The organism is Tropicimonas aquimaris, assembly GCF_042676185.1.
Taxonomy (GTDB): domain Bacteria; phylum Pseudomonadota; class Alphaproteobacteria; order Rhodobacterales; family Rhodobacteraceae; genus Tropicimonas; species Tropicimonas aquimaris.
Window position 1 is genome coordinate 134,103 of record NZ_JBHTJT010000021.1, and the last position, 22,860, is coordinate 156,962.

Below are 22,860 nucleotides of genomic sequence, written 5' to 3' on the forward strand. Positions count from 1 at the left end.
CTTCGGCTGAGTTCGCCGAATCGCGATTGGAGGCGTGGATTCCGGGCTTGAGGAGGCCGTGAACGGCGCATTCGGGCGCACCGCGACCATTTAGCGCCAACGCCGTCCGCGCTATAGCGCAACCGCGTGACTTGCAACGATCTGCACCCCCCGGCACGTCTCGGCTTCTGCATGAGGCTTCCGCTGCGTATCGCTACGTCAAGCTTGCGACCGTCAATCAGGAGAAAATATTGGCGCAACCAACCGGCGAGGGTCATAGTGCTCGAAGTGTGAGCCCTCGTCGTCGAGGCGCCGAGAGGGCCAAAAATCATTCAACTGGGAGTCTGCCAATGAACATCAAGGCAACCTTGAAGCTTTCCGCCGCCGCGCTGGTATTTGCCACCGCCGCGCTGGCCGAGGGCACCCATCCGGTAACCGGCGAGGCACTCGCCGACAACCAGACCTTCTCCTATCGGCTTCTGGACCAGTTCCCGACGCTCGATCCGCAGCTCAACGAGGAAACCGCCGGTCACCACGTGATCCGCGACCTGTTCGAAGGCCTGATGATCCAGGACGCTGACGGCAACCTGATCCCGGGCGTCGCCACGGGCTTCGAGGCCTCCAACAACAACCAGACCTACACCTTCACCCTGCGCCCCGAGGCGAAGTGGTCGAACGGTGACCCGGTCGTGGCCGAAGACTTCGTCTACGGCTGGCAGCGCGCGGTCGATCCGGCCAACGCCTCGCCCTATGCCTGGTACATGGAGCTGGCCTCCATCGTGAACGCCAAGGAGATCGTTGCGGGCGAGATGGACCCGACCGAACTCGGCGTGAAGGCGATCGACGATCACACGCTCGAGGTGCAGCTGACCCAGCCGCTGCCCTACTTCCCGGCGATGACCACCTACGCCACGATGATGCCGGCCCACCGCGCCACCATCGAGGCGCATGGCGCCAAGTGGACCGATCCGGAGAACATTGTCTCCAACGGTGCCTACGTGCTGACCGAGATGGTGCTGAACGAGTACCACACCCGTGAAAAGAACCCGATGTACTGGGATGCCGACAACGTCATCATCGAGAAGACGACCGGCTACGTCATCAACGACGTGAACCAGGCGCTGACCCGCTACAAGGCCGGCGAGATCGACCACTTGGAACCGCTGCCCGACGGCCAGTTCCCGGTGCTCAAGGAAGAGCGCCCGGACGAGGCGACCTCGGTGCCGCGTCTGTGCTCCTACTACTATGCGTTCAACCTGCGTGACGGCGCCAAGCCCGAGTTGCAGGACCCGCGCGTCCGGCAGGCGCTGGCCTATGCCGTCGACCGCGACGTGATCGTCAACCAGATCCTCAAGGGCGGCCAGTGGCCGGCCTACAACTTCGCCCATCTCAAGACCGCGGGCTTCGAGATGCCCGAGATCGAATACGCCTCCATGAGCCAGGCCGATCGCGACGCGAAGGCCAAGGAGCTGATGGAAGAGGCGGGCGTTTCCGACCTGCAGCTCAAGCTGATCTACAACACCTCGGACAGCCACAAGGCGATCGCGACCATCGTCGCGGCGATGTGGAAGCAGAAGCTGGGTGTCGAGACCACGCTCGAGAACATGGAGTGGAAGACCTATCTCGACGTGCGCCGCGACGGCCAGTTCGACGTTGCCCGCGGCGCCTGGTGCGCGGATTACAACGAGGCCTCGACCTTCCTCGACCTGCTGACCACGCCGCACGGCTCGAACGACGCGAAATACTCCAGCGCCGAGTATGACGAGCTGATGTCCACCTCGAAGACCTCGGACAACCCGAACGAGATGTACACCGCGGCCGAGAAGCTGCTGTCGGTCGATATGCCGATCGTGCCGATCTACCACTATGCCAACACCTTCCTGCTGTCCTCGGACGTCAAGGGGTGGCCGTACAACAACGCCGAAAACAACTGGTACTCGAAAGACCTCTACCGCATCGAGAAATAACCAGACCTTCAGGCAGGGCGCGCGGCAAGGGTCGCGCGCCCGACCCATTTGCAGGCTTCCCCCATGCTGTCCTTCATCATCCGGCGCCTCGCGGTCGCCATCCCGACGCTCCTGTTCCTCGTCGTCCTGTCCTACCTGATCATGTACGCCGCGCCCGGCGGGCCCTTCGACATGGAGCGGCCCCTGCCGCCCGCGATCATGGCCAACCTCGAAGCCAAGTACGGGCTCGACAAGCCGCTGGTCGTGCAGATGTTCAACTATGTCTGGAACGTCGTGGTGCATTTCGATTTCGGGCCGTCCTTCATCTACAAGGACCAGACGGTGAACGACATCATCGCCCAGGGCTTCCCGGTGACGCTGACCTACGGCTTCTGGTCCTTCGTGGTGGCCACGGTCGTCGGCATGTCGCTGGGGATCATGGCGGCCGTCTATCACAATTCCTGGCTCGACTACCTCGCCGTCGGCATCTCGGTCGGCGCGCAGGTGCTGCCCAACTTCGTTATGGCGCCGATCCTTGTGCTGGTGTTCACGCTTTGGCTCGGCTGGCTACCGGGCGGCGGCTGGCAGGGGGGCCAGTGGCAATACATCGTGATGCCGGTGATCGCGCTCTCGACCTCCTTCATGGCCTCGATCGCGCGGCTCACCCGCTCGTCGATGCTGGAAGTGCTCAACGCCAACTACATCCGCACCGCACGGGCCAAGGGCCTTCCGATGCGGCGGGTGATCTTCCGCCACGCGCTCAAGCCCGCGCTGCTGCCGGTGATCTCCTACCTCGGGCCGGCTTTCGTCGGCATGATCACCGGGTCGGTGGTCATCGACATGTATTTCTCCACCGGCGGCATCGGCGTGTTCTTCGTCAATTCGGCGCTCAACCGGGACTACTCGGTGATCATGGGGATCACCATCCTGACCGGCGCGCTGACCGTCCTTTTCAACCTCGTGGTCGATATCCTCTACGCCTGGATCGACCCCAAGATCCGATACTGAGGCCGCCCATGCTGCTCAACCGCAAGGCCGCCGCCGACCTCGCCAGCGCCGACATGGCGCCGGCCATCGAGGGCCGGTCCCTCTGGGCCGACGCCCGCATCCGCTTCTTCCGCAACAAGGCCGCCGTCGCCGGGTTGATCGTACTGATCCTCGTCGCCCTCTTCGCCGCCTTCGGCAGCCACCTGTCCGCCTGGTCCAACGAGGAGGTCGACTGGTCCGTGCTTGGCCAGGTCGAGACCATGGGCAAGCCGACCCTGTTCGGCGGGCCCGCCGGCGACAAGCCGCACTTTTTCGGCACCGACGAGCTGGGCCGCGACCTCTTCGCCCGCACCGTGCAGGGCACCCAGATCTCGCTGATGGTCGGCCTGATCGGCGCGCTGATCGCCGTGTTCGTGGGCACGATCTATGGCGCCACGGCCGGCTATTACGGCGGGCGCACCGACAGCGTGATGATGCGCATCGTCGACGTGCTGATGTCGGTGCCTTACATGTTCGTGCTGATCCTGCTGCTGGTCGTCTTCGGCCGGTCGGTGCTCATGCTCTTCGTCGGCATCGGCCTGATCTCCTGGCTCGACATGGCGCGGATCGCCCGCGGCCAGACGCTCTCGATCAAGAACAAGGAGTTCGTGGAGGCCGCCCACGCCATCGGCGTCCGCCCCTCGACCATCATCCGCCGCCACATCGTGCCGAACCTGCTTGGCGTGGTGATCGTCTATGCCACGCTGCTGGTGCCCTCGATGATCATCTACGAGAGCTTCATCTCCTTCCTGGGCCTCGGCGTGCAGGAGCCCAACACCTCCTGGGGAGCGCTGATCAGCCAGGGCGCGAGCCAGATGCAATACGGCACGCTCTGGATGCTCGGCTTCCCTCTCTTCTTCTTCGTCATCACGCTCTTCGCCTTCTTCTTCGTCGGCGACGGTCTGCGCGATGCGCTCGACCCGAAGGATCGCTGACCCATGGCGCTGCTTGAAATCAAGGACCTCAGCGTCAAGTTCGAGACCAACGACGGGATCGTGTCGGCGGTCAACGGGGTCTCCTTCAACGTGGATCAGGGCGACACGCTCGCCATCGTCGGCGAGAGCGGGTCGGGCAAGAGCCAGACCGCCTTCGCCGCCATAGGCCTGCTGGCCCGCAACGGGCGCTCCGCCGGTTCGGTCAAGTGGGACGGACAGGAGATCCTTAACCTGCCGGAAGCAAAGCTGAACCGGATCCGCGCCTCCGAGATCGCGATGATCTTCCAGGATCCGATGACCTCGCTGAACCCGTTCCTGAAGGTCTCTGAGCAGATGGAAGAGGTGCTGACCCTGCACCGGGGCATGTCCCGGCGCGAGGCCCGCGCCGAGTGCATCCGTATGCTCGACGCGGTGCGCATCCCCGATGCGGCGGCGCGGATCACCATGTATCCGCACGAGTTCTCCGGCGGCATGCGGCAGCGGATCATGATCGCCATGTCGCTGCTCTGCCGTCCGCGCCTGCTGATCGCCGACGAGCCGACCACGGCGCTCGACGTGACCGTGCAGGCGCAGATCATGGACCTGCTGCGCGACATCAAGAACGAGTTCAACACCGCGCTGATCCTCATCACCCACGACCTCGGCATCGTCGCCGGCTCCTGCGATCGGACGATGGTGATGTATGGCGGGCGGATCATGGAGCGCGGGCTGACCTCGGAGATCTTCGAGCATCCCACGCATCCCTATACGCTGGGCCTGCTCGAGGCGGTGCCGCGGCTCGACCGCAAGGAAGAGGTGCTGCCGACCATCCCCGGCGAGCCGCCCGACATGCTGCGGGGCTTCAAGGGGTGCCCGTTCGAGCCGCGCTGCCCGCTGCGCATGGAGCATTGCGCGACCGAACCGCCGGCATTGGAACGCCAGTCGGCGACGCGCGTGCGCGCCTGTCACCGCAAACCGGAGGAGGTAGCATGAGCGATGCGCCCCTGCTGAAGGTCGAGGATCTTCAGGTCACGTTCGATGTGCGCCCGCGCGGCGCCTGGCCCTGGACCCCGTCGCTCAAGTTGCACGCCGTGGGCGGCGTGAGCTTCGAGCTGGAGAAGGGTGAGACGCTGGGGATCGTGGGCGAGTCCGGCTCCGGCAAGTCCACCGTGGCCCGCGCCATCATCAACACCATCCCCGCCTCCGGCGGCCGCATCCTCTGGAAGGGCCAGGACCTGCTGACGATGAACACCGGCGACCGTCGGCGGCACCGGCAGGTCGCGCAGATGGTCTTCCAGGACCCGCTCGCGGCGCTCAACCCGCGGATGAAGGTCGGAGAGATCATCGCCGAGCCGCTGGTGACCCACAAACCCGAGACCAAGAAGGCCGAGGTCAAGCGGCGCGTGGGCGAGCTGATGGAGCGCGTCGGCCTGCTACCGAACCAGATCAACCGCTACCCGCACGAATTTTCCGGCGGCCAGTGCCAGCGGATCGGGATCGCCCGCGCACTGATCCTGAATCCGGAACTGGTGATCTGCGACGAGCCGGTCTCGGCGCTCGACGTCTCGGTGCAGGCGCAAGTGATCAACCTGCTGGCCGAGCTGCAGCGCGACCTCGGGCTGTCGCTGATCTTCATCGCTCACGACCTCAGCGTGGTGAAGCACATCTCGGACCGCATCCTGGTGATGTATCTCGGCCGGGTAATGGAGACGGCGCAGGCCGACGAGCTGATCGAACACCCGGTCCACCCTTACACCCGCTCGCTGGTGCAGGCGGTGCCGATCCCCGATCCCAAGGTCGAGCTCGCCCGCGAGCATCCGGTGCTCGAAGGCGATCTGCCCTCGCCGCTGAAGCCGCCGTCCGGCTGCGTCTTCCGCACCCGCTGCCCGCTCGCGAAACCGGCCTGCGCCGCGGGGCTGCCGGAGATGCTGCCAGTCGGGCCCGGACATCACTCCGCCTGTCCGGTGACGGCGATGGAGGGCCGGGCAGAGCTCGCTTGAGGCCTTAAAGGACCTGAAAAGGGCGCGTCGGATCCTCCGGCGCGCCCTTTTTTGCAGGATACGAAACAGTGGGGCGGGTCATGCCGCCCAACGCTGGGTTGGCTCAGGTCTCGTCGTCCTTTGCGCCGTCGTCCCCGGTCGCATAGTCCACGGGGGCCTCTGCGCTGCTGCCGGACCCGCCGGAGGCCAGCATCGGAGCCGCGGCGGCGCCGGCCGGCATCTTGATGTGCATGTCCGTCTGCGGGAACGGGATCGAGATGCCGTTGGCGTCGAAGGCTTCCTTCACCGAACGGTTCAGGTCCCACAGCACCGACCAGTAATCGGCGCTCTTTGTCCAGGGCCGGACGATGAAGTTGACCGAGCTGTCGGCCAGCGCGCCGACCCGGATCACAGGCGCGGGGTCCTTCAGAACCGCCGGATGCGACGTTACGACCTCCTCGAGCACCTGCTGGGCCTTCTCGATGGAATCCTCGTAGCCGATGCCGAACTGCATATCGACGCGGCGGATGTCGGAGGCGGTGGTGTTGGTGATCACGTCGCCCCAGACCTTGGAGTTGGGGATCACGATCACCTGGTTGTCGGGCGTGGTGACCGTGGTGGAGACCACCGAGACCGACTTGACCGTCCCCGAGGTTCCGCCCGCTGTGATGTAGTCGCCCTCGTCGAAGGGCCGGTTGATCATGATCATCAGGCCCGCGGCGAGGTTGCCCAGCGTGTCCTGCATCGCAAAGGCGATGATGAAGGAGGCACCACCGACGACCGCGAAGAGCGGCGAGATGTCGACGCCGAGCGCCGAGAGCACGATCATCAGCCCGATTGCGACGGTCACCCAGTAGACGACCATCGCGAGGAAGGCCTGCAGCAGCTTGGATAGGTCCGGGATCTTTCCGAACAGGCGCCTTGCATAGGAGCGAACGAACCGGGCGACGATGAGCAGCGCCAGGAAGGCCGCGCCGATGATCGCCACGTTCTTGGCGATGCGCAGGCCCCCATCCTCGGAGGTCGTCCAGTTGGCCGCCATCCGCAGCAGCGCCTGCCAGTCGGCGCGCTGCGTCTCCTCGACGAGGATCGCGCTGCGGTAGTTGCGGAGCGATGCGACGGTTGCTTCGTCCCCGCCCTTCTTCTCGAGAGCGTCGATCACGGCGCTGTAGCGGTCGAAACCGTTCCCGCGCACGTCATTGAGCTCCACGATCGAATTTATGTCCGCCTCGGTCGCCTCCTTGCCGCCGGTGCGCGAGGCGATGGTGGCCTCAACGACGGCGGAAGTCTGTTCCTGAACGATGCCCTGCCAGGTCTCCGCCAGCGCGGTGAGCTGATCTGCCGTGAGAGGCAGCAGGCGCAGCTCGAATTCCTCGAGATCCATCGTCAGGCTGGTCAACTCCTCGGGATAGCTCGGTGGTTCCTCGGCCGGAGCCTCCTCGGCCGCGGGCGCTTCGGCGGGGGGGGCGGTTGCCGTGTCCTCGGCAGCAGGCGGGGTCTGGGCTGCCAGTGGCAGCGCCCAGGCCACGGCGACCGCCACGGTCACGCATGCCAGCAGCGTCAAGATCCGGCTCGCCACGTTCCCAATTCCGGAGTGGATCATTGGTCGTCTCCTCGATCTCTGCGGTTCGGGCCGATCCCGTTCGCATGTCGGCCCGGCGCCACCATGCACAGGTCGGGACCGAGACGAAAGGCCCAGTCTCCCGCGGCGCATGTGTGACCATTGCGCAAGCCGCAGCGAATGGTAGGGTGCGCACCGAATTAGACCAGCGAGAGCCCGTGACGCATTCCCCGACAATCGACGACGATCTGGAAGACCTGATCGCCTGTCCCACCTGCGATGCGCTGTATCGAGTGGCCGCTCCGGGGAATGGCGAGCGGGCAGTCTGCGCGCGCTGCCACCACGTGCTGATCGCTCCGGTGGAAGGCGCGATCCTCAGAGTCGTCGCACTTGCCCTGACGGTCGTGATCCTTCTGGTGACCGCGCTCTTCATGCCGTTCCTGAGCATCGAGGCCTCGGGCCTGCACAATGCGACCTCGATCTTTGAGGCGGCGCTGGCGTTTTCCCGGGCGCACATGGTTGTGCTGTCGCTGGCAGTGATATCGCTCATCATCTTCATCCCGATCCTGCGGGCGCTGCTGCTGATCTACGTGCTGACACCTCTGATGTTGCGCCGCCGGCCATGGCCGGGAGCGCGCACCGCGTTCCGGCTCTCGGAACACCTCCGGCCCTGGTCGATGGCCGAGATCTTTGTGCTCGGCGTCGGGGTGGCGCTGGTCAAGATCACCGCGATGGCCCATGTGGAACTCGGGATGGCCTTCTGGCTCTTTGCCCTTCTGGTCGTGGTGACAGTGTTCCAGGATGGATACCTTTGCCGCTGGTCGATCTGGCACGCGCTGGAGGAGTCGCCGGATCCGGAGGCGCCGATGTCGATCGCGCAGCCCGACGAGGTGCACGCCCATGGCTGAGGCGCATCCGATGCACCTGTTGACGGCACGCGATGCGGGGATGGTGGCCTGCACCGATTGCACGCGGGTCTGGCCGCTGGAAACCGAGCGCTGCCCGCGTTGCGGCGCCAAGCTCGTTTCGCGCGACCGCCACAGCCTCAGCCGGGTCTGGGCCTGGTGGGTCGTCGGGCTGATCTGCTACTTCCCCGCGAACCTGTATCCGATGCTCAACACGACATTCATGGGCAAGACATCGGGCGACACGATCGTCGGCGGCGCTGTGACGCTGGCAATGCATGGCGCGATCCCGGTGGCGCTCGTCATCCTGATCGCCTCGGTGGCGATCCCGATGGGCAAGTTCGTCGCCGTCGCCTATCTCGCGCTGTCGGTGCAGCGCGGCTGGCACACCAGCAAACTCCGTCGCACACAGCTCTACGAGATGGTGGAATTCATCGGCCGGTGGTCGATGATCGACGTTTTCGTCGTCGCTGTGCTCTCGGCCCTTGTGCAGCTATCCGTCGTGGTTTCGATCCAACCCGGCCCGGCGGCCCTGAATTTTGCGCTTTCGGTGGTGTTCACCATGCTCTCGGCCCGGTCCTTCGACAGCCGGCTGATCTGGGACAGCATCGAACGCGACGGTGAAGAGGAAGACCTGACGTGACCGACCAGATCCCCCAGACCCCGGTGAAGCCGGCCAAGCGCAGCCTGCTCGACCGGGTGTCCATCGTCTGGGTCATCCCCATCGTTGCCTTGGCGATCGCGCTCGGCATTGCCTGGAACAGCCTGCAGAACCGCGGCGCGCTGATCGAGATCGCCTTTGCCGACGCCTCGGGCATCGTCGCCGAACAGACCCACCTGCGGTATCGCGAGGTCTCTGTCGGCGTCGTCGAGGAGGTGACCTTCACCGAGGATCTCAGCGCCGTTGTCGCACATGTCCGGCTCGACAAGGAAGTGGAGCCCTACGTCGATTCCGGCGCGGTCTTCTGGGTGGTCGAACCGGAGGTCTCGGCCCGCGGCATCTCGGGGCTCAACACCGTGCTGAGCGGTGTCTATATCGAGGGCAGCTGGGACGGCGTTCCCGGAGGGTTGGAGAAGCACTTCACCGGTCTCGAGCAGCGCCCGGTGTCCCGCCCGGACGAAGAGGGCCGGCGGATCGTGTTGACGACCAACACCGGCAAGGGCCTGAGCGAGGGCACTCCCATCCTCTACAAGGGGCTGGAAGTCGGCCGCGTCGGCCGCCCGCAGCTTTCCTCCGACGGGGTGACGATCACCGCAGAGGCCTTTGTAGCCGCGCCTCATGACCAGCTCCTGACCAGCCGCAGCCGTTTCTGGGATGCCTCGGGATTCTCGTTCAATCTCGGCGCAGGCGGTGCGTCGGTGGATGTCGAGAGCATCTCGGCGCTGATCTCAGGCGGCATCAGCTTCGAGACCGTCGTGTCGGGCGGGGCCCCCGTGGCCGACGGCGCGCGCTTCGCGGTCTTCGGCAACCAGGACGACGCCCGCACCAGCCTGTTCGACGGGACGACCGCTGACGGCGGCACCCTGGAGATCGCGATGGTCTTCGAGGAGAACGTCAACGGGCTTACCGTCGGGGCGCCGGTGACCCTGCGCGGGCTCGAGATCGGCGAAGTCGTCGGGCTGACCGGGAGGGTCGATCCGGAACAGTTCGGCGACGACCGCGTCCGGCTCGTCGTGGTCCTGGCGATCGAACTGGAGCAACTCCAGCTGGGGCAGGATGCAACGGAGGAGGCGGATGTCCTGGATTTCTTCGAACAGGCTGTTTCCGAAGGTTGGCGGGCCCGGCTTTCAAAAGCGTCTCTGCTGACCGGGGGATTGAAGATCGAGATGCTGCAGATCCCCGACGCCGCGCCCGCGACTTTCATGCGCGACGCGGAGCCATATCCGATCTTTCCGAGTGTGGAGGCGGATCTCACCGGCGTGACGGCATCGGCCGAAGGCCTGCTGAAGCGGGTCAACGAGTTGCCCATCGAGGAACTCCTGCAATCCGTCACGACCTTCATGGAAAATGCCGCCGCGCTCGTGTCGAGCGACGACATCCAGTCGCTGCCGGCCGAGGTGCGCGGCGTCGTGACCGACGTCAGGGGGGTGATCGGCTCCGAGGCGCTGAAGGAGCTGCCCGACCGTCTGACCGGCATCGCGGACCAGATGATCGCCGTGCTTGACGATCTGCAGGAGCGTGAAGGCGTTGCCAAGCTGGTCGACGCGGTGGACAACGCCAGCGCCGCGGCGGCGAGTGTTGCCGATGCGGTGCAGGAAGTGCCTGCTCTTCTGGAGCGGATCGAAGGCGTGGCGGCGAAGGCCGAGGCGCTGGACCTGGAGGCGCTGCTGGCGCAGGCGACCGGGCTCGTGGAGAACGCAAACGGCATTCTCGGGACAGAGGCTGCCAAGGCTTTGCCCGCACAGCTGACGCAGGCCCTGGGAGAGGTCGAGAAAGCCGTCACCGAGGCCACCTCGCTGATCGCGGAGTTCAACGAAGCCGATGCGGCGGCGCAGCTCAACGAGGCGATCGCCGCCGCGGGCCGCGCGGCCGACGGCGTGAGCGCCGCGGTCGAGGGCGTGCCGGCGCTCGTCGAGCAGATCGAGGCAGTGGCGGCCAAGGCCGAGGCGATGGAACTCGACGCGTTGGTGAACGAAGTGACCTCGCTGGTCGAGAGCGCCGAGGCGCTGATCGGGACCGAGGCCGCGCGGGCGCTGCCACAGAGCCTCAACGCGGCACTCGACGAGCTGGGCGCGGCGCTCGCCGAACTCCGGGAGGGCGGCACGGTGGAGAACGTCAATGCCACCCTGGCGTCGGCGCGCGAGGCGGCGAGCTCGGTGGCGCAGGTCACGGACGACCTGCCGGGGCTGGTACAGCAGGCCGAACAGGTGCTGCGCGAGGCCGAACTGGCCCTGGCGGGACTGTCGGACACCGGTGCGCTCAACCGCGACGCCCGCGAGGCATTGCGCCAGGTTGCCCGCGCGGCGGATTCTGTGCGTTCGCTGGCCCGGATGCTGGAGCGCAAGCCGAACGCTCTGGTCACCGGCAAGTAGGGCAGGGCTCCCGCCCGTCGTCACCGCATCGCAGATGCGGCTCCTCCCGTTGGGCCGGGCCGCGCGCAGGCCGCGCGCGGCGCATCCGGCGTGGATGTTTCGAAACAGGTGAAGCGGCGGCGCGGCTCAATTGGAGGTGAGTGCTCTGGCCTCGGTGGTGGTGGGCAAGCAGGCGAAGCCTGCCCGGCCCAACGGGATGAGATGCCGCTAGGCATCGAAGACGGGCGGGAGTACCCCTTCGCAGGTTGCCTATCCCGGGGGATGGGTAGGTGTCTCCCCGATTGATTGTGCCGACGCAGCATCTTGCCGCCATCCGTCGCGCCGCTATGCTGCGCCGAACAAAAGAACTCAGACCGATCGGACAGTCATGCGCCTCGTGCTTCCCGCTCTCGCCTTTTCGCTGTTGTTGACGGCATGCAGCGCCCCTCCTGTCCGGTATGCCGCGGCGCCGGTCGCCTCGGGGGATCGCATCGGTATATCTGTCTCCCAACTGGAGGTGCGGGAGGTGTCGCTGCCGACTTACGCCCAGTCCGAGGAGATCTGGCGCGAAGCGGAGGGAGGCGCGCTCGAGGCGGATTCCTCGGCGCTCTGGGCCGACGATCCCGCGCGCGGGGTGACAATGGAGCTCAGCCAGCATCTCGCCGCCTTCACCGGCGCGCGGGTGGCGGCCGAGCCCTGGCCCTTCGAGGACCTGCCGCAGGCGCGGCTGATCGTGCGCGTCAGCGAGATGGTCGCCGGCGCCGATGGCCGCTTCCGGCTTTCGGGGCAGTACTTCGTTTCGCGGCTCTCCGCCGGGCGCGACTACTCAGGCACGTTCAACGTCAGCGCGCCCATCGCGCCCGACAGCGGGTCGTCCGGCATTGCCGCGGCGCGGGCCGTCGCCGTGCGCGACCTGGCGCGGCAGATCGCGTCCCGCGGGATCTAGGTCAGGGGCCCGGCGCCTGAGCCGTGAACGGCGCGGCGCCGGTCCTTGGCTCAGGCCGGCCGACCGAACAGGCGCAGCCGGCTGACCCCGCCATCGGGGTGGATGTTGAAGCGCACGTGGGTCACCGGGCCGAGCGCTTCCAGCCCTTCGCGGAAGTCGTGAATCGCGTCGGGGCCGAGCTTGCGCTCCGGCAGCAAGGTTTTCCAGAACATCGAATCGGTGACCAGCGCATCGGTCAGCCCGTCGCCGAAGTTCAGCATGTCCGCCGCCTGAAGCGAGCAGCGGTCGGGGTAGTTGCCCTTGAAATGCGCCGTGTCGACCTCGATCCGTTCGACGACGCCACGCGCCCCGAGCGCGATCACCATCCAGTCGTACCCCGGTTCGCGCCGACGGCGGGTTTCCCAGCCGTCGCCCATGTTGGTGCCGCGCCCGGGCGCGAGCAGGCGGTTGTAGTCGCCATAATGTGCGTCCGACATCGCCAGGATGCGGCCGCCGTTCAGCGAAGCGGCAAGGTCGATGTCCTGCCCGTCATGCGTCGGGTCGAGTTCCGGCACGCCGAAGACGCGCAGCCGCGCCACGCCGCCGTCAGGATAGATGTGAATCCGGATGTGGGTCCAGCTTTCGAAGCTTTCGCAGCGGAAGAAGTGATGTCCGTCCGGCCCGAGCGCCCGGTGCGGCAGGATCTGCGCCCAGCTGGTCTCCTCGGTGACCTCGCGGGTACTGGCGGCCTCGATCCGGCAGGCCGGGGCGTAGTTGCCGGTGAAATGCCGCGTGTCGACGTCGAATCCAAGGATGCGGCCCGGTGCGGCGAGCTTGATCACCGCGTGGTCGTGGCCGCCATCGCGCCGCCGCTGCGTCTCCCAGCCGTCCATCCACTTGCCATGGTCATCGAACTTGCCCTCGATGAAGACCGGCTCGCCGTCGGCCAGCATGCGTTCCAGCGGCGCGAAGAACTCGTTGGTGGAGGATAGTCCGCGCGCGCCGAGACCGGCGGACGCGAGGTTGATGCCGGTCCGGGCGTAGAGCGGAACGTCGGCGTTGAGGGATTCGATCGTGGGCATCGGGGTGTCTTTCGGTCGTTTGCGGGGCCGGTCCGGCAGGTTCCGCCCCTGTGCCTCGGGGGCCATTCGTGGCTTCGGAGGGACGTCGGGGCCGAACGGTATCGTTGCGGTCTGGTTGTCGGATGTTCTGGCCCGCGGCTGCAGGCAAGACAAGAGGCCGCGCGACGGATGTGGGCGCGCTGCCGGGAGTTCGCACCGCCGCCGCGTGGTGCGCCCAATTCCTAGTCGAATGCCGAACGATCGCGCAACAGGCAATGCGAAGAGGCGGTTTCGGTTTGATATCGGGGCGGGTTTGCTGAACTCTTCGTCAGACAGGATCTGGAGGCGCATTTTGGTTGAAACGACTTTTCTCATGGCCTGGGCGGAACTTGCCGTTCGCTGGCTGCATGTGATCGCGGGCATCGCCTGGATCGGGTCATCCTTCTATTTCATCGCGCTCGACCTCGGGTTGAGGAAGGCGCCGGACATGCCGGAGGGCGTGGGCGGCGAGGAATGGCAGGTGCACGGCGGCGGTTTCTATCACCTCCAGAAATACATGGTCGCCCCGGCGCGGCTGCCCGCGCACCTGATCTGGTTCAAGTGGGAGAGCTACACGACCTGGCTCAGCGGATTCGCGATGCTGATCCTCGTCTATTACCTCGGCGCAGACCTGTTCCTGGTCGATCCGGAGGTGCTCGATATGCCCTCCTGGCTCGCGATCCTTATCTCGGTGGCCTCGCTCGGCCTGGGCTGGGTGGCCTACGACCGGATCTGCAAGTCACCCTTCGGCGAGGACAACACCAAGCTGATGCTCCTGCTCTACCTGATCCTCGTGGTCATGGCCTTCGCTTATACCCACGTCTTTTCGGGGCGGGCGGCGATGCTGCATCTCGGCGCGATCACGGCCACGGTGATGTCGGCCAACGTGTTCTTCATCATCATCCCGAACCAAAAGATCGTGGTGGAGGATCTGAAGGCCGGGCGCGTGCCGGATGCGAAATACGGGAAGATCGCCAAGCAGCGCTCGACCCATAACAATTACCTGACGCTGCCGGTGCTGTTCCTGATGCTGTCCAACCATTATCCACTGGCCTTCGCGAGCGAGTGGAATTGGGTGATCGCCAGCCTTGTCTTCCTGATGGGGGTGACGATCCGGCACTATTTCAACTCGTTCCACGCCAGCGACTTCCCCAAGAAGGGCCCGCTCTGGACTTGGGGCGCGACGGCGCTGCTCTTTGCCGCGATTGTCTGGCTCTCGATGGCGCCGATCTATGGCGAGGATGGCGGCTGGGAAGAGAGCGCGCTCAGCCCGACCCAGCAGCGGTTCGTGGAGGCCGAGGGCTTTGCCGAGGTCTACGACATCGTGCAGGGCAACTGTTCGATGTGCCATGCGCCGGAACCAGTGTGGGAGGGCATTCCGGTCACGCCACGCGGCGTGAAGCTGGTGACCGAGAGCGACGTGGCGCGGCACGCGACGGAGATCTACCTGCAATCTGGCGTGACACGCGCAATGCCGCCGGGACGCGCCTCCTTCATGGAACCGGCCGACCGGGCCACGGTTGTCCGCTGGTACGAGGCCGGGCTTCAGGGCTGAAGTCGTTTTGGCGAGGGGCAGAGGCTCCCGCCCGTCGTCAGCGCATCCAAGTTGCGCCTCCTCCCGTTGGGCCGGGCCGCGCGCGCCGCGCGCGGTGCCTCCGGCGGGGATATTTCAAACAGGTGAAGGTGGCCGCGGCGCACGGATGGTCGAGCTTGCTGAGGTCGCTTCAGGGAGTGCATGCAGGCGAAGCCTGCCCGGCCCAACGGGATGAGATGCCGCAAGGCATGGAAGACAGGCGGGAGCGCTCCGCCGCAGGTCCTGTCAGGGGAGTGGCGTGAAGCCTGCGTCCGCCATCAGGCGGTTCGAAGCGGTCTCGACCACCGTTTCCAACCGCTTCATAAACTCGGCCTGGGGAAGGCCGGGGCCGATCGGGTCGAGGAATTCGACCACCGCGAGACCGGGTTTGCGACCGATCCCGGTGCGCGGCCAGAAGACGCCCACATTGGTGGCGGCTGGGACACAACCTTGTTCCAACTCTTCGTACAGGATACCCGCGCCGATCTTGTAGGGCTTGTCGACGCCCGGAGCGACCCGTGTCCCTTGCGGATAGATGATCAACTGGCCGGGTATGGCCCGTCCGGCCGCGACCCCCTTCTTCATCTGGCGGATTGCCTCTGTGCGCCGGCCGCGATCCACCGGAACGCAGCCGATCCATTTCGCGTACCAGCCGACGATCGGCACCCATTGCAGCTCGCGTTTCATGATGAATTTCGGCCGCGGCACCTCGGAGACGATCAGGATGATGTCGAGGAAGGACTGGTGCTTGGAGGCGATCAGGCATTCCTGCGTCGGCACCTCTCCCCGCACCTCGGTGCGCAGGCCGACCATCCAGGCGGCGCTCCAGCGGACCCAGCGGCACCAGGTGCGGCAGGCGGTGTAGGCGAGCGGCCGGTGGACGAGCACGAAGGGCGTGAAGGCAAGGGCCATCACGGCCATCATCAGGTAGATCTGGCCCACGAAGATGAGCGAACGCAGGTACTGGATCATGTCAGGGTGTCTCCCGCAATTGCCGGAAGGCGGCGAAGCGCGTGGCGGCGAAGGCGACCAGCGCCACGATAGGGGGCACGAGCAACGGCAGCCCCCACTGCGGCCCAACGAAGCCCAAGCCGGTGAGGAAGCCGCCGGCCGCGTCGGCTCGGGGCAGGGCGGCGATGGCGAGAATGCCGAGCAGGCTGCCGGCCAGCGCGCCCATCAGCGCCCTCAAGGTGTAGCGCCGAACGAAGGCTCGGGCGATGTAGGTGTCAAGCGCGCCGACGAGGCGCAGCGCGGCGATCACCCGGGCATTGGCGGCGAGCGCGGCCTGGGCCGCCAGCGTGATCATCGCCGCCGTGGCAGCCGAGATCAGCAGCAGCGACAGAAGCCCGAGCGTGCGCAGCCGGTTGGCGGCGCGGACCAGCGGCTCGCGCCATTGGGTGTGGTCGTCGAACAGCGCCCCGGGTGCCTCGCCGGCGAGGCGGGCGCGCAGGCCGGTGGTGTCGATGCCTTCCGAGGTTTCAACGACTTCGATCAGCGTCGGGATCCGCAGCCGTTCGATCGGCAGGTCGGGACCGAACCAGGGCTCGAGCAGGGCGCGTCGCTCGGCATCGGATAGGGGGCGGGCCTCGGCCACGCCCGGCGTCGTGCGAAGAACTTCCAGCGCCGCGGTGAGCTGGGCCTCGACCTGGCCAGCAGGCGCCGAGATCCGTACCGTCGCCGTCCGGGCCAGCGCTTCCGACCAGCGGGTCGCCAGCCGGTCGGTGGCGAGCGAAAGGGCGAGAGCAAACACGGCGAGGAACGCCATGGCGGCCGAGGTAAAGACGGTGAGCCGGGCGGTGAAGCCGGTGGGCGGCACGACGCGGTCGGCGCCGAACCGGCCGGTCACCAGGGCGAGAAGGTCGGCAAGGCGGTTCACAGGTCCGCCCCCGCCAGGTGAAGCCCGCGATTGGCGATCCGCAGCACCCGCGCCGGCACCTGGGACTTGGCGGCGCGGATCAGGTTCAGGTCGTGCGTCGCAACCAGCACAGTCTTGCCGAGGCGGTTGAGCTCCACCAGCAGCTGCAGCAGCCTGAGCGACATCTCCCAGTCGACGTTGCCGGTCGGCTCGTCGGCCAGCAGCAGTTCCGGGTCCATGATCACGGCGCGGGCCAGCGCGGCCCGCTGACGTTCGCCGCCCGACAGCTCCGGCGGGGTCGCGCCGGCGCGCGCGGCCAGCCCGACCCAGCCCATCAGGTCGCGGATGTTGCCGGCCTCGGCTTCCGGATCGCGGCCCGCGACGGTGAGCGGCAGCGCGAGGTTCTCGGTCAGCGGCAGGTGGTCGAGGAACTGGCAGTCCTGGTGCACGACGCCGATCCGGCGGCGCGTACGGGCGATGTCGTCCCGGCTCATGCTGCGCACCTCGCGGCCGAAGACATCGAGTTGTCCGCTGCTGGGCATCAGCTCCATGTAGCAGAGCTTGAGCAGCGTCGACTTTCCGGCTCCGGAGGGGCCGGTGAGAAAGTGGAACGAGCCCGGCGCCAGATGCAGCGAGACATCCCGCAGGAGGGCGTCGCTGCCGTAGGAATAGGCGACGTTCTGGAAGTCGATCACGCGTGGGGTTTCCCTGCCATTTGTGCCCGTTCTGCCCGAGGCGGGAAGCGGTTTCAACGGGTCGCAGCCAGCAATGGGCTGCATTGGCTTTGAGTTTTCACTTGCCGCTGCTACAAAACCGCAAAACAACACCTTAGACGGGCGGCGGTTTTTTGCCCGGGTCGAGAGGACGCCATGAAGCTCATCTGTCCGAATTGCGGGGCGCAATACGCGGTTGACGACCGGGTGATCCCGGAGACCGGGCGGGATGTGCAATGTTCGAGCTGCGGGCACACCTGGTTCCAGCGGCACCCCGACCACGATCCGGAACTGGCCGAGGAGCTTGGCTGGGAGCAACCCTCGCGGGGGCTGCAGTCGCCAGCCCCGCAGCCCGAACCTGAGCCCAAAACCGTGGCTCGGCAGGCGGACACGGTCGAGGAGACCGTGGCGGAGTACGAGGACGCAGGCCCACAGACAGACCAAATCGACGAAGCGCCGGAGGAGCCGGACTACAGCGCGGAATTCGGCGCGGCTCCCGAGCAGGCCCCTATGAGTGGGGCCACCGAATCGGCGGCCGAGGAACCCGTGGAGGAGCCAGCGCGCCGCCGGGTCGACGAGGACGTGCTGTCGGTCTTGCGGGAGGAGGCGGAGCGCGAGCAGGCAGCCCGGCGCGCCGAATCCGAGATTCCCGATTATCAGCCGGAACTGGCTATGCCCGAGCCCGAGCCGACGCCGAAGCATGGCACCGCAGACTATGCGGAGAAGGCGCCGGTGCGCGACGAGTTCGCGCCCTACGGGTATACGCCCGCCGGGTATCCTGCGCCGGCACCGGTGGCGTCGCGCCGGGAGTTGCTGCCCGACGTGGAGGAGATCTCCCCCTCGCTGGATGGAGATGACGAAGGCTACGACGGGCGCGGCCACCTGGATTACGAGACCCGGCAGATGCGCAAGCGCGGCTCGCGGATCGGTATCGGGCTGGCATTCCTGATATTTGGCGCCCTCGCGCTGGTCTATGCACGGTCTGAAAAGGTCGCCGAGTCGTTCCCCTCTTCTGCGGAGTCGCTTGCCGGATATGTCGCAAAGGTCGACGCCGGGCGCGTCTGGCTCGATCGGACATTGCGGGACATCGTCTCCGGCACTGCTCAGGATGGCGAGACCGAGGGCTGACGCCTTCGCTGGCCTTTACGGCGTTGAATTCTCAGTGGATGTCATGATCCGCGGCCGTATCGTGCCGCAGATGGTTTCCTGTCTTGACGTCGGGATGCTGCTGGAGCGAAAAGGCCCTTGCAAGCGCGCGAGCAATAATCTACCCAATTGCGGACCCAAGGCGAAATATCGTTGCCGGAGAGATATATGAGCTTCCGTATCCAACCTGCTGCTCCCGCCCGTCCGAACCGGTGCCAACTGTTCGGCCCGGGCTCGCGCCCTGCGATCTTCGAGAAAATGGCAGGCAGCGCCGCGGACGTGATCAACCTTGATCTCGAGGACAGCGTGGCACCGGATGACAAGTCGGAAGCCCGCAAGAACATCATCCAGGCGATCGGCGATGTGGACTGGGGCAGCAAGACGCTCAGTGTTCGGATCAACGGGCTCGACACGCCCTACTGGTATCGCGACGTGGTCGACCTGCTGGAGCAGGCCTCGGACCGGCTGGACCAGATCATGATCCCGAAGGTCGGCTGTGCGGGAGACATTTATGCCGTCGATGCGCTGGTAACGGCCATCGAGCGTGCGAAGGGCCGCACGAAGCCCATCGCATTCGAAGTGATCATCGAGAGCGCCGCCGGAATTGCCCATGTCGAAGAAATCGCCGCCGCCTCGCCGCGGATGGAGGCGATGAGCTTAGGCGCCGCGGATTTCGCGGCCTCCATGGGCATGCAGACCACCGGTATCGGCGGCACGCAGGAGAACTACTACATGATCCGCGAGGGCGTGAAGCACTGGTCGGATCCATGGCACTGGGCGCAGGCGGCGATCGTGGCGGCCTGCCGGACCCACGGCGTGCTGCCGGTCGACGGGCCGTTCGGTGATTTCTCGGACGATGAGGGCTATGTCGCGCAGGCGCGGCGCTCGGCGACGCTCGGCATGGTCGGCAAATGGGCGATCCACCCCAAGCAGGTGGCGCTTGCCAACGAGGTCTTTACGCCCTCGGAAGAAGCCGTAACCGAGGCCCGCGAGATCCTCGCCGCTATGGAAAAGGCCAAGGCCGAGGGCGCGGGCGCGACCGTCTACAAGGGGCGCCTGGTGGATATCGCCTCGATCAAGCAGGCCGAGGTGGTTGTGAAACAGGCTGAACTGATCGCCGGCTGACCGGCCGTATCGTTCTGCCAAGCCGGCCGGGAGAGGGGAGGCTCCCGGCCGGCAACTTTCTGAATGATCGACGCGCCGACTCAGGCCAACGGAATGCAGATGTCCGTGATCAGATCCTCGGGCGCTGTGTTGCCGGGCATATTGCGATAGATCTCGTAGGACGGCGCATCCTGGGGCTCCTCGCCCGAGTCGGGCAGCCAGGTGCCATAGAGATAGTGGTAAACCGCCTTGAGCCCCGAATAGGGCCCTTTCAGACGGTAGACGGCCACCTTGCCGCCATGCAGCTCGATCTGCTCGAGCGGGGCGTCGATCGGCGTCTCGGGGCCGACTTCGAATGCAGCATGGCTCCGCAGTTCCGCCGCAGGCGTGCTGTCGGGATCGTCGTAGAAGATGCCGATCATGCTCTTGACCTCGGGAACGAGATTGCGGGCTTCGGCGAGCGTCGAGAGCGTGTCATAGGCGGGGCCGATCTGGTCATAGGGGCCGCTATGGGCCACCGCGGCAAGTCGGCGGTCCGGGTGGGTGGTGATATCGACTTCGTTCATGTGGGCACCTCCTGTTCGTTCGAGGAAGTGTGCCACAGACTGCGTATCGTTTTCACGAAGCCCGATGAGGACGTTACCCATTCAAGCGGGTCATCTCCACGAAGCCGGTGAGGACGCCGGACAAAAGGCTATCGTCTGGCTTCGCGCAAACACGCCAAGTCGCCGACGAAAGGGCAGGCTTCCTGCCACGTCGCAGGCATTGGTGCGATGGGTGCGAATACCACGGCTCGCTCAATGGCGATCTGTTGCAAATCCATTGCCTCGGGGTCATATGGGAGCCGATCACATACGGGAGCCGCTGCATGAACTATCTGGAGTTCGAAAAACCCCTGGCCGAGATCGAAGGCAAGGCGGAGGAACTCAGGGCGTTGGCCCGGTCGAACGAGCAGATGGACGTGGAGTCGGAGGCCGCCGCGCTCGATGCCAAGGCGCAGACCATGCTCAAGGACCTCTATGGCAAGCTCTCCCGCTGGCAGAAGTGCCAGGTCGCCCGCCACGCCGAGCGGCCGCATTGCCGGGATTACATCAAGTCCCTCTTCACCGAATACACGCCGCTCGCCGGTGACCGGAACTTTGCCGATGACCACGCAGTGATGGGCGGGCTGGCGCGGTTCCAGGATCGCCCCGTGGTGGTGATCGGCCAGGAAAAGGGCGACGACACCGCCAGCCGGATCAAGCACAACTTCGGCATGGCGCGGCCCGAGGGCTACCGCAAGGCGATCCGCCTGATGGAGATGGCCGACAAGTTCGGCCTGCCGGTGGTGACGCTGGTCGACACGCCCGGCGCCTACCCGGGCAAGGGCGCGGAAGAGCGCGGGCAGTCCGAGGCGATTGCGCGCTCGACGCAGGCCTGCCTGCGAATCGGTGTGCCGCTGGTCTCGGTGATCATCGGCGAAGGCGGATCCGGCGGCGCGGTGGCCTTCGCCACGGCCGACCGACTGGCGATGCTGGAGCACTCGGTCTATTCGGTGATCTCGCCGGAGGGCTGTGCGTCGATCCTGTGGAAGGACGCGGAAAAGATGCGCGAGGCTGCCGAGGCGCTGCGCCTGACCGCGCAGGACCTCAAGGAGCTTGGCGTCACCGATCGGGTGATCCCGGAGCCGCTGGGCGGCGCGCATCGCAATCCCGCGCGCGCCATCGAGGGGGTCGGCAAGGCGGTCGGTGCCATGCTCGCGGAACTCGACGGACTCGACCGCAAGGCCCTCGTCGCGCAGCGCCGCAAGAAATACCTCGGCCTTGGCGCCAAGGGGCTGGCGGCCTGATCAGGCGCCGCCCGGCAGCATCCGGGCGGCAGGCGCGACCTCTGGTCCGAATCAAACGCATTCCGGCGAGTTTTCAAACTGCACAATAGGCGGGCATTGGAATTCTGTTCGAATTTCGCGTCGCCCGATCGGAAAAAATCGCTCTTCTGGTGTCGATCTGCGCAACTGCCGAAAAATTTCGCGTAGCGCCTTGTGCTAGCGTGCCCCGAAATTGGAGATGCGAAGATGATCGAAACCCCCTACCTTCTGTTCCTCGGCGATGCGCCGGACCAACTCGCCGCCAAGGTGGCCCAGGGCATCAAGGATTGGCGCCCAGAGTTCGCCGTCGGCCAGTTCCGTATGGAGGGCTGCAAGGCCGACATGCGCCTCCGCGACATGAGCCTGCAAGAGGCGTTGGACGCCGGCGCAAAGACGCTGGTGATCGGCGTCGCCAACCGGGGCGGGGTGATTTCGCCGGAGTGGCGCCATGTGCTGGCCGAGGCGCTTCTGGCGGGGTTCGACCTCGCCTCTGGCCTGCACAACCTGCTGCGGGACGAGCCGGAGCTGGTGGAGATTGCCAAGGCCGAGGGTCGGACGCTGCACGATGTGCGGATCCCGTCGGTCAAGTACCCGATCGCCAACGGCAAGAAGAGGACCGGCAAGCGCTGCCTCGCCGTCGGCACCGATTGTTCGGTCGGCAAGATGTACACGGCGCTGGCCGTCGATGCCGAGATGCAGAAGCGTGGCCTGAAGTCGACCTTCCGCGCGACAGGCCAGACCGGCATCCTGATCACTGGCGACGGTGTCCCGCTCGACGCGGTGATCGCCGATTTCATGGCCGGGTCCATCGAATACCTGACGCCGGACAACGACGACGACCACTGGGACCTGATCGAGGGCCAGGGCAGCCTGTTCCACGCCTCCTATTCCGGCGTGACCCTGGCGCTGGTCCACGGCGGCCAGCCCGACGCGCTGATCCTCTGCCACGAGCCGACCCGGGCGCATATGCGCGGCCTGCCGGATTACACCCTGCCCACGCTGGAGGAGCTGCGCGACCTGTCGCTGACCCTCGCCCGCCGGGTGAACCCGGACGTGCAGGTGGTGGGCATCTCGGTCAACACGCAGCACATGTCGGACGACGAGGCGAACGCCTATCTTGCCGGGCTCGAGGCCGAGTTCGGCCTGCCGGCGGTGGATCCGTTCCGGCATGGCGCGGGCAAGCTCGTGGACGCGCTGGTCGCGGTCACCTGAGCGCGGCGCTTGTGAAATCCGGAGGCGAGAGTCTTCATGCCTCCGGCGGGGATATTTCCGGACA

20 protein-coding genes are annotated in these 22,860 nt (G+C 66.2%); 14 read left to right on the forward strand and 6 right to left on the reverse strand.

What is annotated here, in order from left to right; translation table 11 throughout:
• Positions 1–329: 329 nt before the first annotated feature.
• The 5 genes from ACFQ2S_RS12555 to ACFQ2S_RS12575 all read left to right on the forward strand — a co-directional run bounded on the left by ACFQ2S_RS12555 (position 330) and on the right by ACFQ2S_RS12575 (position 5,865).
• On the forward strand, positions 330–1,946 hold the full coding sequence (locus ACFQ2S_RS12555; RefSeq protein ID WP_386074908.1) for a peptide ABC transporter substrate-binding protein: 1,617 nt from the start codon (positions 330–332) through the stop codon (positions 1,944–1,946).
• A gap of 63 nt (positions 1,947–2,009) precedes the next feature.
• On the forward strand, positions 2,010–2,933 hold the full coding sequence (gene oppB, locus ACFQ2S_RS12560) for an oligopeptide ABC transporter permease OppB (protein WP_386074909.1): 924 nt from the start codon (positions 2,010–2,012) through the stop codon (positions 2,931–2,933).
• Positions 2,934–2,941: 8 nt separating this feature from the next.
• Complete coding sequence (locus ACFQ2S_RS12565; protein ID WP_386074910.1) at positions 2,942–3,886, forward strand: ABC transporter permease subunit; 945 nt, start codon at positions 2,942–2,944, stop codon at positions 3,884–3,886.
• A 3-nt stretch (positions 3,887–3,889) separates the two neighbouring features.
• The gene (locus tag ACFQ2S_RS12570) at positions 3,890–4,858 is read left to right on the forward strand and encodes an oligopeptide/dipeptide ABC transporter ATP-binding protein (protein WP_386074911.1); all 969 of its coding nucleotides are present in this window, start codon (positions 3,890–3,892) and stop codon (positions 4,856–4,858) included.
• Entirely contained in the window at positions 4,855–5,865 is a 1,011-nt protein-coding gene (locus ACFQ2S_RS12575; RefSeq protein ID WP_386074913.1) for an oligopeptide/dipeptide ABC transporter ATP-binding protein, read from the forward strand. The genes ACFQ2S_RS12570 and ACFQ2S_RS12575 overlap by 4 nt, the downstream gene beginning before the upstream one ends.
• Positions 5,866–5,968: 103 nt before the next feature.
• On the opposite strand, the gene ACFQ2S_RS12580 is transcribed toward ACFQ2S_RS12575, so the two are convergent.
• A complete protein-coding gene (locus tag ACFQ2S_RS12580; RefSeq protein ID WP_386074914.1) occupies positions 5,969–7,447 on the reverse strand; it encodes a mechanosensitive ion channel family protein in 1,479 nt (492 codons plus the stop codon).
• A 176-nt stretch (positions 7,448–7,623) separates the two neighbouring features.
• Between ACFQ2S_RS12580 and ACFQ2S_RS12585 the strand changes: the two genes are divergently transcribed.
• The 4 genes from ACFQ2S_RS12585 to ACFQ2S_RS12600 all read left to right on the forward strand — a co-directional run bounded on the left by ACFQ2S_RS12585 (position 7,624) and on the right by ACFQ2S_RS12600 (position 12,268).
• The gene (locus ACFQ2S_RS12585; RefSeq protein WP_386074915.1) at positions 7,624–8,313 is read left to right on the forward strand and encodes a paraquat-inducible protein A; all 690 of its coding nucleotides are present in this window, start codon (positions 7,624–7,626) and stop codon (positions 8,311–8,313) included.
• The gene (locus ACFQ2S_RS12590; protein WP_386074917.1) at positions 8,306–8,953 is read left to right on the forward strand and encodes a paraquat-inducible protein A; all 648 of its coding nucleotides are present in this window, start codon (positions 8,306–8,308) and stop codon (positions 8,951–8,953) included. Before ACFQ2S_RS12585 ends, ACFQ2S_RS12590 begins: the two co-directional genes overlap by 8 nt.
• Positions 8,950–11,343, forward strand: a complete 2,394-nt coding sequence (locus ACFQ2S_RS12595; protein ID WP_386074919.1) for an MlaD family protein — start codon at positions 8,950–8,952, stop codon at positions 11,341–11,343. The genes ACFQ2S_RS12590 and ACFQ2S_RS12595 overlap by 4 nt, the downstream gene beginning before the upstream one ends.
• 367 nt (positions 11,344–11,710) lie before the next feature.
• Entirely contained in the window at positions 11,711–12,268 is a 558-nt protein-coding gene (locus ACFQ2S_RS12600; protein WP_386074921.1) for a PqiC family protein, read from the forward strand.
• Between the two features lie 50 nt (positions 12,269–12,318).
• On the opposite strand, the gene alc is transcribed toward ACFQ2S_RS12600, so the two are convergent.
• The gene (gene alc, locus ACFQ2S_RS12605; protein WP_386074922.1) at positions 12,319–13,329 is read right to left on the reverse strand and encodes an allantoicase; all 1,011 of its coding nucleotides are present in this window, start codon (positions 13,327–13,329) and stop codon (positions 12,319–12,321) included.
• A 331-nt stretch (positions 13,330–13,660) separates the two neighbouring features.
• On the opposite strand from alc, the gene ACFQ2S_RS12610 reads away from it, so the two are divergent.
• Positions 13,661–14,902, forward strand: coding sequence for a urate hydroxylase PuuD (locus tag ACFQ2S_RS12610; protein ID WP_386074924.1), 1,242 nt, complete (start codon positions 13,661–13,663; stop codon positions 14,900–14,902).
• A 264-nt stretch (positions 14,903–15,166) separates the two neighbouring features.
• Here the strand turns inward: ACFQ2S_RS12610 and ACFQ2S_RS12615 are convergent, their stop codons facing one another.
• From ACFQ2S_RS12615 to ACFQ2S_RS12625, 3 genes are read right to left on the reverse strand one after another with little or no spacing between them, the layout of a single operon-like run.
• Positions 15,167–15,892: a lysophospholipid acyltransferase family protein gene (locus ACFQ2S_RS12615; RefSeq protein WP_386074926.1), complete on the reverse strand. Its 726-nt coding sequence runs from the start codon at positions 15,890–15,892 to the stop codon at positions 15,167–15,169.
• A gap of 1 nt (position 15,893) precedes the next feature.
• Positions 15,894–16,796, reverse strand: a complete 903-nt coding sequence (locus tag ACFQ2S_RS12620) for a cell division protein FtsX (RefSeq protein ID WP_386074928.1) — start codon at positions 16,794–16,796, stop codon at positions 15,894–15,896.
• Positions 16,793–17,470 (reverse strand): cell division ATP-binding protein FtsE, encoded by a 678-nt coding sequence (locus tag ACFQ2S_RS12625; RefSeq protein WP_089233348.1) that lies wholly within the window; start codon positions 17,468–17,470, stop codon positions 16,793–16,795. The genes ACFQ2S_RS12620 and ACFQ2S_RS12625 overlap by 4 nt, the downstream gene beginning before the upstream one ends.
• A 174-nt stretch (positions 17,471–17,644) precedes the next feature.
• Here ACFQ2S_RS12625 and ACFQ2S_RS12630 point away from each other — a divergent pair, with 174 nt between their 5' ends.
• Both ACFQ2S_RS12630 and ACFQ2S_RS12635 read left to right on the forward strand, forming a co-directional pair.
• A complete protein-coding gene (locus tag ACFQ2S_RS12630; RefSeq protein ID WP_386074930.1) occupies positions 17,645–18,616 on the forward strand; it encodes a zinc-ribbon domain-containing protein in 972 nt (323 codons plus the stop codon).
• 186 nt (positions 18,617–18,802) lie between these two features.
• Positions 18,803–19,759 carry an L-malyl-CoA/beta-methylmalyl-CoA lyase gene (locus tag ACFQ2S_RS12635; RefSeq protein ID WP_386074931.1) on the forward strand — a complete coding sequence of 319 codons (957 nt, stop codon included), beginning with the start codon at positions 18,803–18,805 and terminating at the stop codon, positions 19,757–19,759.
• 80 nt (positions 19,760–19,839) lie between these two features.
• On the opposite strand, the gene ACFQ2S_RS12640 is transcribed toward ACFQ2S_RS12635, so the two are convergent.
• Positions 19,840–20,304: an AraC family transcriptional regulator gene (locus ACFQ2S_RS12640; RefSeq protein WP_386074932.1), complete on the reverse strand. Its 465-nt coding sequence runs from the start codon at positions 20,302–20,304 to the stop codon at positions 19,840–19,842.
• Positions 20,305–20,606: 302 nt separating this feature from the next.
• On the opposite strand from ACFQ2S_RS12640, the gene ACFQ2S_RS12645 reads away from it, so the two are divergent.
• The gene (locus tag ACFQ2S_RS12645; protein ID WP_386074933.1) at positions 20,607–21,566 is read left to right on the forward strand and encodes an acetyl-CoA carboxylase carboxyltransferase subunit alpha; all 960 of its coding nucleotides are present in this window, start codon (positions 20,607–20,609) and stop codon (positions 21,564–21,566) included.
• A 225-nt stretch (positions 21,567–21,791) separates the two neighbouring features.
• Complete coding sequence (dgcN, locus tag ACFQ2S_RS12650; protein WP_386074935.1) at positions 21,792–22,796, forward strand: N-acetyltransferase DgcN; 1,005 nt, start codon at positions 21,792–21,794, stop codon at positions 22,794–22,796.
• The last annotated feature ends 64 nt before the right edge of the window (positions 22,797–22,860 follow it).